Origin of the sequence: Clostridium sp. AF32-7AC (assembly GCF_003477925.1) — a bacterium.
Lineage (GTDB): Bacteria > Bacillota > Clostridia > Lachnospirales > Lachnospiraceae > Otoolea > Otoolea fessa.
Genome location: NZ_QUEG01000015.1, coordinates 1 through 17,501, shown reverse-complemented (window position 1 = coordinate 17,501; position 17,501 = coordinate 1). Strand labels below are relative to the sequence as shown.

The following is a 17,501-nucleotide window of genomic DNA, read 5'->3' as shown; positions in this document are numbered from 1 at the left end:
CAAAACTTTCCAATTTATTTATCATAAGTTAAAAAAATGTTATAAAAATTTTATGTTTTTATGATGGATCTTGTAGTTTTTTGTCGGGGCTACAGTATTATACACCTGCGAGCAAGAAAAAAAAATAGGTTGGAGGTAGTTGTATGAAGACAATCGAGCTTGATATGTATCAGGCAACCGCAGTTGCGGCACTTGTACTGTTACTGGGACGTGTTCTGGTAGCTAAAATTTCTATTCTTCGTCGGTATTGTATTCCGGCACCTGTAGTTGGTGGTTTCCTTTATGCAATTGTTCATACCATCGTAAGAGGCATGGGCATTCTGGAAATTTCCTGCGACATGACACTTAAAAACGTATTCATGGTAGCTTTCTTCTGTAGCGTAGGTTTCACAGCATCCTTCCGTATGCTGAAGAAGGGCGGCGTTCAGACAGTTGTATTCCTGGCTCTGTCAGCTGTTATGGTAATTCTTCAGAACGTTCTGGGGGCTGGTCTGGCAAGCGTATTTGGTCTGGATCCTCGTCTGGGTCTGGCAACCGGTTCCATCCCGATGGTAGGTGGTCACGGTACTGCTGGTTCCTTCGGACCGTTACTTGAGGAATTAGGCGTAGCAAATGCGAGCGTTGTAGCTATCGCTTCCGCTACTTATGGTCTGGTTGCAGGCTGCGTAATCGGTGGTCCTATCGCAACTGCTAAGATCCGTAAGTACAAACTGTCCGCAGTTGCTGAGGCAGCTACTAAGACTGAGACTGTAGAGACAGATGAGACTGGTGCAATCGATTCCGCTAGAATCCTTGACGGTCTTCTGTACTTAATCGTTGCTATCGGTGCTGGTACTATCGTATCCATGTTCCTTGGCAAGTTTATGACATTCCCGTTCTACATCGGCGCAATGTTAGTTGGTGCTATCATCCGTAACATCATGGATGTTCAGAACAAAGAGATCCCGATGGAAGAGATCAGTACACTGGGCGGTGCTTCCCTTTCCGTATTCCTGGGTCTGGCTATGATCGATATGAAGCTGTGGCAGTTAGCTGAGCTGGCTGTACCGATGGTAGTTATGCTTCTTGCACAGACAGTACTTATGTTCTTCTATGCAAACTTCGTTGTATTCAACGTACTTGGCAAATCCTACGATGCTGCTGTTATGACCAGTGGTTTCTGTGGATTCGGTATGGGTGCTACCCCGAACGCTATGGCAAACATGCAGGCAATCACCGGCGTATATGGTCCGGCTCCGACTGCATTCATGGTAGTTCCGCTGGTAGGTTCCTTATTCATCGACTTTGTAAACGCAACTATCCTGACAGGATTCATCAGCTTCCTGGGCTAATAGATGCGAATTTCAAGAGGTCTGCTTTTGGGCAGGCCTCTTTTTTTGCGTAATAGGAAATTTCTTGGAATTTTCTATCACACAAAAAGGAACGAATGTGCCAATGATACGTACTCGCGCGAAGATGCAGGTTGTCGCAAGCGGCCGCGCGAGACGCCCGAATGTGCCAGGACACATTCGTTGTCCATCCCCGAGTTATAATCAAGAACAATATAACTCCATAAGCAAATGATAATAACATCTATAAGACTATTTTTATTTGATTTTGCCGAAGAGATGATATATAATACATTACAGAAACAGAAAAGTTCACAAAAACGATTTGGAACCAGAGGGAAAATTGTACAAGATAGATGAATATATCATCGAGTATTAGTGGTAACCATAGTTGAGTGAGCTATTCAAACTTATATACATATCAGGAGGTATTATCTAATGAGCAAGTATGTTGACAGAGTTCTTGCAGAACTCAAAGAGAAAAACGCACATGAGCCGGAATTCCTTCAGACTGCAGAGGAAGTATTATCTACTCTGGGTCCGGTTGTAGATGCACATCCGGAGTACGAGAAGGTAGCTCTTCTTGAGAGAATGGTTGAGCCGGAGAGAACAATCGAGTTCCGTGTTCCGTGGGTTGATGACAACGGTGCTGTTCATGTAAACCGTGGCTATCGTGTACAGTTCAACGGCGCTATTGGACCGTACAAAGGAGGCTTACGTTTCGCTCCTTCTGTAAACCTGTCTATCATGAAGTTCTTAGGCTTCGAGCAGACATTCAAAAACAGCTTAACAACTCTGCCGATGGGCGGCGCTAAAGGTGGTTCTGACTTCGATCCGAACGGCAGAAGCGACAACGAGATCATGAGATTCTGCCAGTCCTTCATGACTGAGTTATATCGTCACATCGGACCGGACGTAGATATCCCGGCTGGTGACCTTGGTGTAGGCGGACGTGAGATTGGTTATCTGTATGGTCAGTACAGAAAACTTCGCGGTGCATTCGAGAACGGTACTATCACAGGTAAGGGAATGTCCTTCGGTGGTTCTCTGGTTCGTCCGGAAGCAACTGGTTACGGCGCTGTTTACTATGTAGAAGCTGTTATGAAACATGAGAACGATACAATCGAAGGCAAGAGCGTTGTTGTATCTGGTTTCGGTAACGTTGCTTGGGGTATCTGCAAGAAACTGGCTGAGCTGGGTGCTAAGGCTGTTACCCTGTCTGGTCCGGATGGATACATCTACGATCCAGATGGTGTTGTAACTGAAGAGAAGATCAACTACATGCTGGAGATGAGAGCTTCTGGACGTAACAAAGTTCAGGATTACGCAGACAAGTTCGGCGTACAGTTCTTCCCAGGTGAGAAACCGTTCGGCGTTAAGGCTGACATCATTATGCCGGCTGCTACTCAGAACGATGTTCGTATGGAAGAGGCTAAGAAGATCGCTGCTAACGGCATCAAGTACTACATCGAGGTAGCTAACATGCCAACTACCAACGAAGCTCTGAGATTCTTAATGGATCAGAAGAACATGGTAGTAGCTCCGTCCAAGGCTGTTAACGCAGGTGGCGTTCTTGTATCTGGTCTTGAGATGAGCCAGAACAGCGAGAGATACAGCTGGACAGCAGAGGAAGTTGATTCCAAACTTCATCAGATTATGACTGGTATCCATGATGGTTCCGCAGCAGCAGCTGAGAAATACGGCTTAGGCTACAACCTGGTAGCTGGTGCTAACATCGTTGGTTTCCAGAAAGTTGCTGACGCTATGATGGCTCAGGGTATCTGCTGGTAGTCAGTAGTTCCCCATACCATATGGAGTGAATGTATAAGTAATATAATTGCATAACGCAGTTACATAAAAGAACTGCTGATTCGGACAACCTGGTGACAGGAAGTCCGGATCAGCGGTCTTTTTTGCGTAATAGGAAATTTCTTGGAATTCCCTATTACGCAAAAAGGCACTAACGTGCCAAGGAATAATTCTTCCCTCCCACACATAAAATAGTAATGGTAATTTTTGACAGTCTATCTAAGACGTAAATGTTCAAGCAGGGAGGAGAATGAGAGAATGAGAAGAACAAAAAAGACGAAAAAAATGAGAATGCAGGGACACATGGCAGTAGCAATTTCCATGGCGATGGCGGCAGGGCTGGCGCTGACGGGATGCGGCAGTACCGGAACGACAGGAGTATCGGCAGAGACATCTGCGGGAGGTAAAAATGAAGCCGGGAGGAATACTGCCGGTAACACAGCAGGCGGACAGGAAGAAAGTCAGAGTGGGGCTGGCGCTGCGCAGGTGACAGACACGAAAAAGGGCGGAAAGGATGGCGGAACCAGCCTCATTTTCACGACGGGAGGCGATCAGGGTACATATTATGGATTTGGCGGCGTGCTTGCAGGAAAGATAGGGGAATCGACCAGCACTTCGGTGACGGCGATCACATCGGGCGGTTCACAGGCAAATATCGAGGCGCTGGATGCACATGACGCGGATTTGGGATTTGTGCAGTCGGATGTCATGGCATATGCCTACAATGGTACGAATCTCTTTGAAGAATATGGAAAAGTTGCTGATTTCTCGACCGTGGCGGCGCTCTATATGGAGCAGGTGCAGATTGTTACGCTGGATCCGTCGATTCAGTCGGTAGCCGATCTGGAAGGCAAAAATGTTTCGGTCGGCGCGGCGGGGTCAGGCGTCTATTATAATGCGGTGGATGTGCTGGGAGCATATGGATTGGATATCGAAAAAGATATAAATCCGACGTATCAATCCTTTGGGGACAGCGCAGAGGCGTTGCAGGATGGCAAGATTGATGCGGCATTTGTCGTAGCGGGTGCACCGACGACCGCAATCACCTCCCTGGCAGCGACGAAGGATGTGTATCTCGTCAGCCTGGACGATGAGCATATGGATCAGCTGATTAAAGAATCGCCATATTACAGCAAAAACACGATCCCAGCGTCCGCGTATGGAACGGATGAGGATATCAGGACGGTGGCTGTCGGTGCGGTAGTAGTGGCGCGCGATGACGTTCCGGCAGAGGATATCTATAACTTCTGCTATGGCGTCTTTGAAAATATGGATTCCATCAAGGCGGCGCATGCGAAGGGAGCGGAGCTGAACCTTGAATTTGCCACTTCGGTCACAGCGGTTCCGTATCATCCGGGAGCAGCGGATTATTTCGCAGAGAAAGGGATGGAGGTGCCGGTGAAATAAGGGGGAAACCCAGAAATGAAGTATGAAAGGGGGTTATACGAATGGGTGAATGGAAGGAAAAGAAAAACAGGGCACCAGATCTAAAATACCTGGAACGTGAAAGCCTGAAAAAGGGCGATTCGGACACAGGGACAGCTGCGGATGTTGAGTTAGTCATGAAAAAATATGACCGCGAGTCCAACACGCGCGTCTGGCAGGGGAAACCAGCATCGATCATCCGGTGGCTGTCGGTATTATTTTCCGTTTACAGCATTTATGTGACGCTTTTCAGTACCGCCTTGCCGGAAATCCGGTTGTCGATGTTTCTGGGAATGATTCTGATTCTCGGGTATCTGCATTATCCGATTCAGAAGGGAGACGGACGCATCAACCATATGCCGTGGTACGACTGGGTTCTGATGGCAGTGGGGGCGGTTCCATTTTTCTATTTTGCGGCGAACGCGCATGCGATCATTAAGCTGGCGACGCGGGTCACGAAGAATCCGGTTATGGTGCTGATGGCGATTCTGGCGGTGCTCTCGCTGATGGAACTTTGCAGGCGTTGTGTGGGAATCCCGATTCTCTGTGTGGTCGGTGCACTGCTTGTATATACATTTGCGACGGTGCGTTTTGGAAAGGTTATTTATGATTTATTTTACACGACGAGCGGCGTTATGAATACGCCGATCAATGTCTGTGCAAAATATATTGTGGTCTTTATCATTTTCGGGGCGTTTCTGGAACGGACGGGGATCTCGAATTTTTTTATCGACCTGGCGAACTGTCTCTGCGGTTCCTCGGCGGGCGGTCCGGCGAAGGTGGCGGTTATCTCCTCGGCGCTCTGCGGGATGGTATCGGGATCTTCGGTTGGAAATACTGTCACAACGGGTTCGGTCACGATCCCGATGATGAAAAAATGTGGTTACCGCCCGGAATTTGCCGGAGCAGTGGAGGCGGCTGCTTCGACCGGCGGGCAGATCATGCCGCCAATCATGGGCGCGGCAGCATTCCTGATGGCAGAATATATGGGCGTGCCGTATGCGACGGTGGCGCTGAAAGCGATTCTTCCGGCAGTGCTGTATTTTGCGGGTATTTATATCGCAGTGCATCTGGAGGCACAGAAACTGGGACTTCGTGGAATTCCGCGGGAGGAACTGCCGCAGATGCGGGTGCTGATGAAACAGATCTATCTGCTGGCACCGTTGATTGTGCTGGTGGTGCTGGTATCGACAAATACATTTACGATGCAGTTTTCTGCGTCGGTAGCGATCTTTGCCGCGATTGCGGTCGGTGCTCTGAACCGGAATAACCGGATCACGCTGAAAAAGATTGTGGATGCGCTGGAGGCAGGCGGACGCGGCACGATCACGGTGGCGGTTGCCTGTGCGATGGCGGGGCTGGTGGCTGGATGTATCACATCGACCGGTCTGGCATCGAAGCTGATCACGGCAATTGTGGCAGTTTCCCAGGGAAAACCGCTGATCGCGCTGTTCCTGACGATGTTATGCTGTATCGTGCTTGGCATGGGCGTTCCGACGACGGCAAATTACTGTATTATGGCGGCGACCTGTGCGCCGATTCTGATTGCACCGGAGATCGGGATCAATCTGGTCTGCGCGCATTTCTTTGTTTTCTATTTCGGAATCGTGGCGGATATCACACCGCCGGTGGCATTGGCAGCTTATGCGGGTTCCGCGATCGCGAAAGCGCCTCCGATGAAAACGGCGCTCAATGCGACGCGGCTGGCGGTTGCCGCTTTTATCGTGCCGTATATTCTGGCATTTAACCCGGCGATGGTATTCATCGACACGAATGCACTGCAGGTTGTGCAGATCTGCATCACCTCGCTGCTCGGTATCTTCGGGATTGCGGCGGCGCTTAACGGTTTTCTGTTTGGATGGCTATCCGTTGTAGAGCGGCTGGTTTTGATCGTGGGCGGTCTGTGCATGATGGATCCGGGCGCATGGACGGATCTTCTGGGACTTGTGTTGGTTGGCGGTGTGACATTCTGGCAGAAGAACCATGGATTGGAGAAAGATGCGGAGACGGGTGTTGGATGAATGAATTTGCATTGCAGTTTACATAACGTGTAAACTGTGATGTGAAGTGTGTGTAAACGTAGACCGCACAGGCGCAGGCATGTGCGGTCTTTTGTGGCATAGGAAACTTCGGGCGGTTTCAGCAAGGTATGTTTTTTGTTTCCGGTGGGATGTTTGCAAACCAGAGGCTGTGAATCGGGCGGTAGCGAATCGATTTTAAGATAATTTTCACAAATTCACTCTGGAAATATCGGGTGGAATATGGTTAAATAGTCAATAGAGTTTTGCCACCCAAAAGAGTGTAGAAGGAACGGAAAGGAGAAATACCAGGATGGATGAGAATAAAGAGTTGGTAGAGACAATGGAGGACTATGCCGAGGAGCTGGAGGCGTCTTTCAAGCGTCTGCATGAGGGCGATATTGTGACTGGCACGGTTGTTGCAGTGACGGACGACCAGGTGCTGGTGGATTTGAAATATTTTGCTCAGGGCGTGATTGACCGTGAGAATCTGAGCAATGATCCGGATTTTAATATGAAAGAAGAGATTCAGCCGGGCGACCTGCTCACGGCAACGGTAATTCAGACCGACGACGGCGAGGGCAATGTCGTTTTATCCCGCAAGGAGGCGAATGACAGGATGACGTGGGAACATTTCCGTCAGCTGCTCGATGAGCGCACACCGCTTGAGGTTACTATTTCCGAGGTCGTAAACGGCGGTGCGGTTGCGATGGTGGAAGGCGTGCGCGGCTTTATACCGGCGTCGAGACTGGATGCAGCGTATGTCGAGGATCTGGACAGCTGGAATGGAAAGAAGATTCCGGTGCTGGTGATTGAGGCGGATGAGGAGAAGAAACGTCTCGTCCTGTCCGGCAGAGAGTTGGCGAGAGAAAAACAGGATGCGGAGAAGAAGAGCCGGATTGCGCGTTGTGAGACCGGCGCGATCATGGAAGGAACGGTCGAGACAATCAAGCCATACGGCGCGTTTGTCCTGCTGGAAAATGGCTTAAGCGGACTGGTACACGTTTCCCAGATGAGTAAAAAGCGCGTGGAGAATCCGGGTGCAGTCGTAAAGGTGGGACAGAAAGTGACGGTGAAAATCCTGTCTACCGCAAATGGCAAACTAAGCCTCAGCATGAAAGAGGTAGAGCCGGACGAAGCGCCGGAAGAGGAAGTATTTAATTATCATGAGTCAGGCGAGGCGACAACCGGGTTTGCTGAGCTGTTAAAGGGCTTTAAATTTGACTAAATAGCAGTAAAGGAGAGGGAAAATTGAATATCCCTGAGACGTATAATCAGCTTGACCAGTGGACGACAGTCATGTTTCTGTACAATTCTGCCCTGAAAGCGATTAACACGAAAATTGAAATTCTAAATAACGAGTTTATTCATTTATATAATTACAATCCGATTGAGCACATCAAATCGCGCCTGAAAACACCGGAGAGTATCGTCAAGAAGCTTAAACGCGGTGGACATGAGGTGACGATCCCGAACATGATTGAGCATCTGAGCGATATTGCGGGCATCCGTATTATCTGCTCGTTCAGCCCGGATATTTACCGGATCGCGGAGATGATCGCGCGTCAGTCGGATGTGACAGTGCTGGTGGTGAAGGATTATATCAAGAATCCGAAGCCGAACGGCTACAAGAGTTACCATATGGTTGTGACGATCCCGATTTATCTAAGCGATGGTCCGGTGGATACGAAGGTGGAGATCCAGATACGGACGATAGCGATGGATTTCTGGGCAAGTCTGGAACACAAGATTTATTATAAATTTGAAGGAAATGCGCCGGATTATCTGGAGCAGGAACTGAAAGCCTGCGCGGATATGGCGGATATGCTGGATAATAAGATGTTTTCCCTGAATCAGGCGATCACGAAGATTGCGGAGGAACAGGCGAAGGAGAAGGAAGCTGCGAAAGTGGCGGAGGAAATGAAGAAAGCAGAGCGGGAGGATGTGCCCGCGGGGAACGAGCAGGAGCCGAAAGACGGGAAACGGAGCGGGGAAGCTGCGTCCGGGAACCGGAAAGAAGCCGGAGAGTAAGAGACGAAGAAAATGAAGATACGCAGGCGGATGGGTGAGACAAAGCAGATTGTTCAGGTAAATGGGGGGAATATTCTGCTGTTTGAGCTGGCTTTCCGTTTGCTCACGCTGCCGCTTCTTTTGCAGGCAGTGGCGGCGCTGTTCCGTCTGTCGGTGCGCGCGTCTGGTTACAGTTATGTGACGGTCAGCAATCTGGTTTCCTACCTGCTGCGGCCGGTTACGATCGCGATTCTGGTTTTGATGGCAGCGATCCTGCTGGTGGGAGTTTCCATCGAGGCGGCGGGACTTCTGGCGGCATATCAGGCGGCGGCACTCTCGCGGAAAATGAGCGCTTTTTCGATGTTTGCGGCAGGCATCCGTCTGACGGTATCAGAGATCCGAAAGCGGAATCTGAGGTTGTTTCTGGTGCTGGCGGTTCACGGCCTGGTGCTTCATTCATTTTTGATTTACCGGATGTTATGCCATGTGAAGGCGGTCAAATTTATCCTTCCGGCGCTTCTGGCGGAGAACTGGGGGCGGCTTTTACTGGTTGGCGTGATTGTTGGCGCGGTTGTGATCTCACTTCCGACGATTTTTATCTGTTTTGGCTGTATGCTGGAGCAGCGGTCGTTTCGGGGCGGATTTCTGCGAAGCAGGGAGCTGCTGCGCGGTAATCGGGTACAGGTAGTTGGGACGCTTGTTTTGTGCAATCTGGCAGTTACGGCGGTGACGGTGGTGCTCTATCTGATTGCGGTTGTGATTGTGGCGGTGTTTGCTGTCTGGTTTGCGGATCGGCGTCTGGAATTGATCCTGGTTTTAGAGGCGCGCGACCGGATCGAGATGGTTCTGATGCCGCTCATGAGCATCGTGCTGATGTCGGTCAATTATGGCGCATTGACGGTGTTATATGTGCAGCTGGACCGGAAACGTCAGAACAAAGAGCGCTGGAAGTTTGAAGCTGGCGAACATGCGGGTCTTCCGTGGATGAGCCGCCGCAACCGGATGGCGGCGCTGGCACTTCTGACGGCATTGAGCGCCGGAGCAATGTACGACGCTTTTTACCGGGGCAATGTGCTGGCGGCGGATCAGCTGAGGGAAGTGCAGCTCACAGCGCATCGGGGCGCATCGACGAGCGCACCGGAGAACACGATGCCTGCGATGGAGGCAGCGGTCGATCAGATGGCGGATTTTGCAGAGCTGGATGTGCAGGAGACGCGGGATGGTGTGCTGGTATTGTTCCATGACAGCACTCTGGAGCGGATCGACGGGACGCGGCGGACGATCCGATCGCTTTCCTGGGATGAGCTGCAGCAGGTAGATGCCGGTGGCTGGTATTCGGAGCAGTACAGCGGGACGCGGATTCCGAAGCTGGAGGACGTTATCGAATATGTCAGGGGACGGATGATGCTGAACATCGAGATCAAATATGACGGCGCGTCGAGCGATCTGCCGGAAAAGGTCGTGGACTGTATCCGGGAGAATGATTTCGTGGAACAGTGCGTCGTGACATCGACGAGTCTTTCTTATTTAAAGCGGGTGAAGGCGGCGGATTCGGATATTTATACGGGCTATATCCTGTCGGCAGCATATGGAAGCTATTACGAGGATGATGCGATCGATTTTATCAGCCTGATCTCCAGTTCAGCGAACCGGAAGCTGGTCGAGCGCGTCCATGCCTGTGGTAAGGAGGTTCATGTCTGGACGGTCAATAAAAAGAGTGAACTGGAGCGAATGAAGATGATCGGCGTCGATAACATCATCACCGACCGGCCGATCCTGGCGCGGGAGGTCATTCTGGGCGAGGAAAATGCGGAGAATCTGCTGGCGCGGCTGAGGGCGCTGCTGCGGTAAAGAAAGATTACAGGAAAAATAAAAATCAGGAGAAAAACATGAGATTTGTACTACAGAGAGTCAAACACGCGAGTGTAAAGGTAGACGGCGAGCTGATCGGCTCGATCGGCCGTGGATATATGGTGCTGATGGGCGTCAGCGACACCGATACGGAGGAAATCACCGACAAAATGGTGGATAAAATGTGCAAGCTGCGTATTTTTGAGGATGAGAACGGCAAGACGAACTGTTCGCTGGCGGATGTGGATGGCGAGATCCTGCTGATCAGCCAGTTTACTTTGTACGCGGACTGCAGCCACGGAAACCGCCCGGGCTTTACGGGTGCGGGAAATCCAGAACTGGCGAACCATCTCTACGAACACGCGCTGGCGCGCTGCGCCGGACAGGTGCGGAAGGTCGAGCACGGTATTTTCGGGGCAGATATGAAGGTCGAGCTTTTAAACGATGGACCATTTACGATTCTGCTGGATAGTGATACGATAGTGAAAAAGAAATGATTTGCAAAAGGAGGAAGGATATGTCAGTAGCGAAAGAACAGAGAGAAAAACTGATCTGGGAATTTCCTAATATTGGAAAGAAAGCCCCGGAGCAGGAGGAAAAGGCATTTGCGTATTGCGAGGGATATAAGGAGTTTTTAAATGCGGCAAAGACCGAGCGCGAATTTGTGCGCGAAGCGGTGCTCCGCCTGAAAGAGGCTGGTTATGAGGAGTTCGAAGAAGGAAAAATCTATCAGCCGGGCGACAAGGTATACCAGATCAACCGCAAGAAAGCGCTTCTGATGAGCACGTTCGGAAAACGTCCGCTGGAGGACGGCGTCCGAATTAACGTGGCTCACATCGATTCCCCGCGCCTGGATCTGAAACCGAACCCGCTGTATGAGAAGGCAGAGGCGGCATATTTCAAGACCCATTATTACGGCGGTATCCGCAAATACCAGTGGGCGACGATCCCGCTGGCGATGCACGGTGTTGTGATTTTAAAGGGCGGCACATCGATGGATATTTGCATCGGCGAAAAAGAGGGTGATCCGGTCTTCTGCGTGACCGATCTGCTTCCGCATCTTGCCGCACAACAGAATGAGCGGAAACTGAAGGACGGCATCAAGGGCGAGGAATTAAATATCATCGTTGGCTCCCTGCCGTATCCGTGCGAGGAAGAAGACTCGATCAAGGAGCCGGTCAAGCTGCTGGCGCTGTCGCTCTTAAATGAGCGCTTTGGCATGACGGAGAAGGATTTCCTGCGTGCAGAGATCGAGTTTGTGCCGGCAGTAAAGGCAACAGATGTTGGTCTGGACCGCAGCCTGGTCGGTGCTTACGGACAGGATGACAAGGTGTGCGCGTACACGGCACTGACCGCAGAGATGAAAGCCAAGTCCCCGGAATATACGACTGTTACGATTCTGGCAGATAAAGAGGAGATCGGTTCCGTTGGAAATACCGGCTTAAATTCCGATTTTACCCTGCATTATATCGAGGGACTGTGCAAGGCAGAAAATGTGGATGTCCGCAAAGTGCTGAAGCATTCTCTGTGCCTGTCGGCGGATGTCAATGCGGCGTATGACCCGACGTTTGCGAGTGTATTTGAAGAAAAAAACTCCTGCTATCTGAATAAGGGTGTCGTTTTGACGAAATATACGGGTGCGCGTGGCAAATCCGGCAGCAACGACGCGAGCGCGGAGACGATGGCGAAAGTGATCCAGATCATGGATGAGGCAGGCGTATACTGGCAGATCGGCGAGCTGGGCGCAGTAGACGTCGGCGGCGGCGGCACGGTTGCCCTGTTTGTGGCTGGCATGGATGTAGATGTTGTGGATATGGGGGTTCCGATTTTATCCATGCATGCCCCATTTGAGCTGGCATCGAAACTGGATATCTATAACACATATCTGGCATTTGCAGCATTTTGCAGCTAAAAAATAGCCGGAAAATTCCGTCAGGAAAGACAAAACGTTTTTTTCTGGCGGAATTTTTTATCAAATAATTCATATCCGGTTTCCTTAAATTGGGAAAAGTGATGAACTATGAAAAAAGAGTTGCTGAAAATATAAAATATTGAAAAATCACTTTTGCGACAGGCTGGTTTGTGGTATGATGATTGGTAAGACATACGTGCAGATATATCATATGTGCGTTTGAAAGCCAGGTGCCGGATGGCGCAGGCAGGAAATTGAGAGATAGAGGACGACTAAATGAAGAGATGGAAAATAGCAGGCATCTGCCTGGCGGTTGCGGTAGTAGCAGCGGTATCTGGATGCGGAAAAAAGACAGGGACTGAGACGACCGCAGCAGAGAGCACGGCTGCAGAGACAGAGGAGTATGTCGCAGAGAGCAGCGTGAAGCTGGGCGAGTACAAAGGCATCGCTGTGACCGTGACCGAGGCATCCGTGACGGACGAGGAAGTAGAAAACCAGATTCAGCAGGTGTTGAATTCAAAGGCCGAGTACCGCGAGGTAGATCGGGCAGCCCAGACGGGCGATCAGGTCAACATTGACTATAAGGGACTTTTGGACGGTGAGGCATTTAAGGGCGGTACCGCCGAGGGCTATGACCTGACACTGGGATCCGGCAGCTTTATCGATGGATTCGAGGATGGGCTGGTCGGCGCTGTGAAGGGCGATCAGAAAGACTTAAACCTGACCTTCCCGGATCCGTATCCGAACAACCCGGATCTGGCAGGTAAGGCGGTTGTATTTGAGGTAACGGTCAATGCGGTCAAGGAGCGCTCCGTTCCGGAACTGACGGATGAGTTTGTTGCTTCCGTATCACCGGATGATGGAACCGTGGAGAAATACCGTGAATCCACCCGTGAGAACCTCTTAGAGCAGAAACAGCTCTCGATTGACAATCAGAGAGATACGGATATTCTGAATGCGGTTGTGGACAATTCAGAAGTTGTATGCTCGACTGCATCGATCGACGAGGCATATGATACACAGTTAAAGGCATACACCAACATGCTTTCCTCCTACGGCGTCGATCTGGCGACCTATGCGGGTATGATTGGAAGCGACGAGGACAGCTTCAAGCAGAAGATCCGAGAGGAAGCCAAGGAAATGGCGAAACAGTCCCTCGTTTTAAATGAGATTGCAAAGCAGGAAAATATCACGATCGACGATTCGGACAAGGAAGCACTGGCGAAACGCTACGGCTATGAGAGCCTGGAGACGATGCTTCAGAACGATAACATCGATCAGAAGATGGTGGACGATACGGCACTGATGCAGAAGACACTTGATTTTCTGGTAGAAAATGCCAAGATCACCGTCAGCACTGAGGAGAACAATGCGGCGCTGAATACAGAAGCAGCCGAGGACGAGGCGGAGTAGAAAGCGTCTCATAAAAATACAGATAAGGGGATAGACATATGCAGATTTTATACGACAGAATCCGTAAAGATGGAATCGTAAGAGCAGGAAATGTATTGAAAGTGGATCGTTTCCTGAATCACCAGATGGATATTCATCTGTTCCAGGAGATCGGCAAGGAGTTTAAACGCCGTTTTGAGGGTGAGGAGATCAACAAGATCCTGACGATCGAGGCGTCGGGTATTGGTATTGCCTGTATCGTAGCCGAATATTTTGATGTTCCGGTTGTATTTGCCAAGAAAACAAAGACGAAAAATATTGCCGGAGAAGTGTATACAACGAAGGTTGAATCGTTTACCCATGGCACTGTATATGATATTATTGTGTCCAAGGAGTTCCTTGGAAAAGGCGATAAGGTTCTGGTTATCGATGATTTTCTGGCAAAGGGCAAGGCATTAGACGGTCTGACCACTTTGATTCAGGATTCGGGAGCAGAATTAGTTGGTGCGGGCATTGTCATTGAAAAAGGTTTTCAGGACGGCGGCAAACGCATCCGTGATAAGGGCATCCGCGTTGAGTCACTGGCGATCGTAGACAGCATGAATGCAGAGACCGGGGAGATCGTATTCAGAAATGAAGATAAATAAAAAAGCATTGTTTTTTGATATTGATGGAACATTGTTTAGTGAAAAATTAAGGCAGGTACCGCAAAGCGCGGTGCTTGCCTTAAAAAAAACAATGGAAAAGGGAAATCTGACATTTATTAATACGGGGCGGACCTGGTGCCAGACGTCCAAAATCCGGGAGGAAGCGCCGGTAAACGGGCTGCTCTGCGGCTGTGGTACCTATATTTCCGTGGATGGAAAAACACTCTATGACCAGAGAATTTCGCCGGAACGGGCGGAGAAACTGAAAGAGGATATTCTGCGGTTCCGGATGGATACAGTGATGGAGGGCGTGGACGCCTGCTTTTTCCGGCCAGATGGGGTGCAGACCGAAACGATGCGGGCGATCCGCTCGATTCTCGACCAGAGCGGCTCGGTTTCGGCGAAGAACTGGTCGGATCCGTCCTTTTCGATCAGTAAATTTTGCGTGGCGGTCGGAGCAGACAGTGATCCGGCGGGATTTTTTGAGACACTTCGGGATTTTGAGGTGATTGACCGGGGCGGCGGCTTCTATGAGTGTGTGCCGATGGGGCATTCTAAGGCGAGTGCGATCGAGTGGATTTTGAAGCAATATGGGATCGCGCTGGAGGACGCGTGGGTCTTTGGAGACAGCATGAACGATCTGTCGATGTTCCAGTATGTGCCGAATGCGGTTGTCATGGGAAAACACGATGCCGGGTTGGAGCCGTATGCGACGTTTACGGCGAAGACCGTGGAGGAAGATGGGATTTACCGGGCGATGGAAGAGCTGGGGCTTTTGTAAGGAAGAAATGGTTTGGTGTTTGATATATATGTATAAAGAGTGAAATTTGTGTGGATGTGTGGAGTTCAGAGAAACATCCTGTGGAGAGAGGTTTCAGGAAAGATTGAACTGGTGGATGTCTGAGACTGGAAATGCTCAAGATTGTGGATAGTTGAGACAGAACTAGAATGAAAGGGTGTTGGATAAAGATATATGAATTATGAGAAATCGGAAAAATATGAAGTTCTCAAGCGGTATTTCGGATATGACAGTTTCCGAGAAGGACAGGAAATGCTGATTGATGGGATTCTTGATGGGCGTGATGTGCTGGGAATCATGCCGACGGGCAGCGGAAAATCACTGTGTTATCAGGTTCCGGCATTGATTCTTCCGGGAATCACGCTGGTGGTGTCACCGCTGATTTCTCTGATGAAGGATCAAGTCACGGCACTCAATCAGGCGGGCGTCCACGCGGCGTATCTGAACAGTTCGCTGACGACGGCACAGTATTATAAGGCGCTTGGGTATGCGCGCGAGGGGCGTTATCCAATCATTTATGTGGCGCCGGAGCGTCTGATGACGGAGGCATTTCTTGATTTTGCGATGCACGTGGATATTGCGATGCTGGCGATCGATGAGGCGCACTGCATTTCCCAGTGGGGACAGGATTTCAGACCGAGTTATTTGAAGATTGTTGATTTTATCGAGAAGCTGCCGAGGCGTCCGGTGGTCAGTGCTTTTACGGCGACCGCGACCAAGGAGGTCCGGGACGATATCATCGACATTTTGCAGTTACAGAACCCGGTGATGCTGACGACGGGATTTGACCGGAAAAACTTGTATTTTGCAGTGGAGACGCCGAAGGACCGCTATGCGGCGATCCGGGCATATCTGGAGGCGCACCCGGGGCAGGGAGGGATTATTTACTGTCTGACCCGCAGGAATGTTGAGGAGATCTGTGAGAAGCTGATCCGGGATGGATTTTCAGTGACGCGTTACCATGCGGGACTTTCCGATGCAGAGCGGCAGAAGAATCAGGATGATTTTATCTATGACCGGGTTCCGGTGATGGTGGCGACCAATGCGTTCGGCATGGGAATCGACCGGTCGGATGTACGGTTTGTCCTGCACTGCGGGATGCCGAAGAACTTGGAAGCCTACTATCAGGAGGCAGGACGTGCCGGGCGTGACGGCGAACCGGCGGAGTGCATCCTGTATTATAGCGGGCGGGATGTGGTGACGAACCAGCTCTTTATTGAGCGGAACCAGGACAATCAGGAGCTTGACGACTATACGCGGCAGGTGGTGCTGGAACGTGACCGGGAACGCCTGAAAAAGATGACGTTTTATTGTTTTACGAATGAGTGCCTGCGTGATTATATCCTGCGGTATTTCGGCGAATATGGAAGTAATTACTGCGGAAACTGTTCGAATTGTATGACGCAATTTGACACGATCGACATTCAGGCGGCGGCAGAGAGTCTCTTAGGCTGTGTGCAGTCGTGCGGACAGCGCTATGGAACAACGGTGATTCTCGACACGGTTCACGGGGCGAATACGGTTAAGATCCGCAATTACCGGATGGATGAGAATCCGCATTATGGGGAGCTGGCGAAGGAGAGCGTCGTGCATCTGCGCCAGATGTTTAATTTCCTCCAGGTGGAGGAGTATCTGTTTGTCACGGCGGATGAGTATTCGATTGTCAAATTGACGGAAAAAGGTGCGGCTTTCCTGGAAGCACCGGAGCCAATCGAGATGAAGATGGCGAAGGAGCGGGAAAAACAGGTAGCTGGAAGCAGCAAAAAGAGCCGCCGGGGCGCGAAGCTTCCAGCCGGGGCAGCCGAATTTACGGAGAAGGAAGAGACGCTCTTCGAGGCACTCCGCGCGCTGCGCCGCGAGATCGCATCCGAGGAAAAAGTGCCGCCGTATATCGTATTTTCTGATAAGACGCTGACGCATATGTGTATTTTAAAACCGGTCACGGAAGCGGAGATGCTGGAGGTGTCCGGCGTGGGTGCGTATAAATTTGAAAAATATGGAGAACGGTTTCTGGAATGCGTGCGGAAGTTCTTAGGACAATAAGCGGGAATCCTCGGCAATTCAATTACCGAGATGAAAGCGCAGTAGTGTGCATATCTGCACAATGCAAATAGTATAATAATTCTCATCCTTTGATAGTAATGCCGTAACCGGCATACAATAAAAACGAAAATACGTTCGAATAATGGTTGCGCATTACATTTCGATATGATATACTATATGTATGAAAGAAAATCTTATACATTATAGGACTTGTGTGTGTAATATTAACTACCATATGGTTTGGTCGGTGAAATACAGACGGAAGAT

At 50.2% G+C, this 17,501-nt stretch carries 13 protein-coding genes; all 13 read left to right on the top strand.

Annotated features, from left to right (window positions below; all coding sequences use genetic code 11):
* Positions 1 to 143: 143 nt before the first annotated feature.
* The 13 genes from gltS (at position 144) to recQ (ending at position 17,234) form a co-directional block, all read left to right on the top strand.
* Positions 144 to 1,331 (top strand): sodium/glutamate symporter, encoded by a 1,188-nt coding sequence (gene gltS, locus DWZ45_RS13960; protein WP_118469477.1) that lies wholly within the window; start codon positions 144 to 146, stop codon positions 1,329 to 1,331.
* Between the two features lie 435 nt (positions 1,332 to 1,766).
* A complete protein-coding gene (gene gdhA, locus DWZ45_RS13955; protein ID WP_117796258.1) occupies positions 1,767 to 3,119 on the top strand; it encodes an NADP-specific glutamate dehydrogenase in 1,353 nt (450 codons plus the stop codon).
* A gap of 276 nt (positions 3,120 to 3,395) precedes the next feature.
* Entirely contained in the window at positions 3,396 to 4,544 is a 1,149-nt protein-coding gene (locus tag DWZ45_RS13950; RefSeq protein WP_243022519.1) for a TAXI family TRAP transporter solute-binding subunit, read from the top strand.
* 41 nt (positions 4,545 to 4,585) lie between these two features.
* Positions 4,586 to 6,583, top strand: coding sequence for a TRAP transporter permease (locus DWZ45_RS13945; protein WP_182426688.1), 1,998 nt, complete (start codon positions 4,586 to 4,588; stop codon positions 6,581 to 6,583).
* Positions 6,584 to 6,893: 310 nt separating this feature from the next.
* Complete coding sequence (locus DWZ45_RS13940; protein WP_107000639.1) at positions 6,894 to 7,808, top strand: S1 RNA-binding domain-containing protein; 915 nt, start codon at positions 6,894 to 6,896, stop codon at positions 7,806 to 7,808.
* A gap of 71 nt (positions 7,809 to 7,879) precedes the next feature.
* Entirely contained in the window at positions 7,880 to 8,611 is a 732-nt protein-coding gene (locus tag DWZ45_RS13935; RefSeq protein WP_333491423.1) for a GTP pyrophosphokinase family protein, read from the top strand.
* A 12-nt stretch (positions 8,612 to 8,623) separates the two neighbouring features.
* On the top strand, positions 8,624 to 10,441 hold the full coding sequence (locus DWZ45_RS13930; RefSeq protein WP_118469476.1) for a glycerophosphodiester phosphodiesterase family protein: 1,818 nt from the start codon (positions 8,624 to 8,626) through the stop codon (positions 10,439 to 10,441).
* A gap of 38 nt (positions 10,442 to 10,479) precedes the next feature.
* Positions 10,480 to 10,938 carry a D-aminoacyl-tRNA deacylase gene (gene dtd / locus DWZ45_RS13925; protein ID WP_022359969.1) on the top strand — a complete coding sequence of 153 codons (459 nt, stop codon included), beginning with the start codon at positions 10,480 to 10,482 and terminating at the stop codon, positions 10,936 to 10,938.
* A 20-nt stretch (positions 10,939 to 10,958) separates the two neighbouring features.
* Positions 10,959 to 12,353 (top strand): aminopeptidase, encoded by a 1,395-nt coding sequence (locus DWZ45_RS13920; RefSeq protein WP_118469475.1) that lies wholly within the window; start codon positions 10,959 to 10,961, stop codon positions 12,351 to 12,353.
* A 276-nt stretch (positions 12,354 to 12,629) separates the two neighbouring features.
* Entirely contained in the window at positions 12,630 to 13,766 is a 1,137-nt protein-coding gene (gene tig / locus DWZ45_RS13915; RefSeq protein ID WP_118469474.1) for a trigger factor, read from the top strand.
* Between the two features lie 38 nt (positions 13,767 to 13,804).
* Positions 13,805 to 14,392: a xanthine phosphoribosyltransferase gene (locus DWZ45_RS13910; protein ID WP_022359972.1), complete on the top strand. Its 588-nt coding sequence runs from the start codon at positions 13,805 to 13,807 to the stop codon at positions 14,390 to 14,392.
* Positions 14,379 to 15,173, top strand: a complete 795-nt coding sequence (locus DWZ45_RS13905) for an HAD family hydrolase (RefSeq protein WP_227589748.1) — start codon at positions 14,379 to 14,381, stop codon at positions 15,171 to 15,173. Before DWZ45_RS13910 ends, DWZ45_RS13905 begins: the two co-directional genes overlap by 14 nt.
* Positions 15,174 to 15,365: 192 nt before the next feature.
* Entirely contained in the window at positions 15,366 to 17,234 is a 1,869-nt protein-coding gene (gene recQ, locus DWZ45_RS13900) for a DNA helicase RecQ (protein ID WP_118469473.1), read from the top strand.
* Positions 17,235 to 17,501 lie beyond the last annotated feature (267 nt).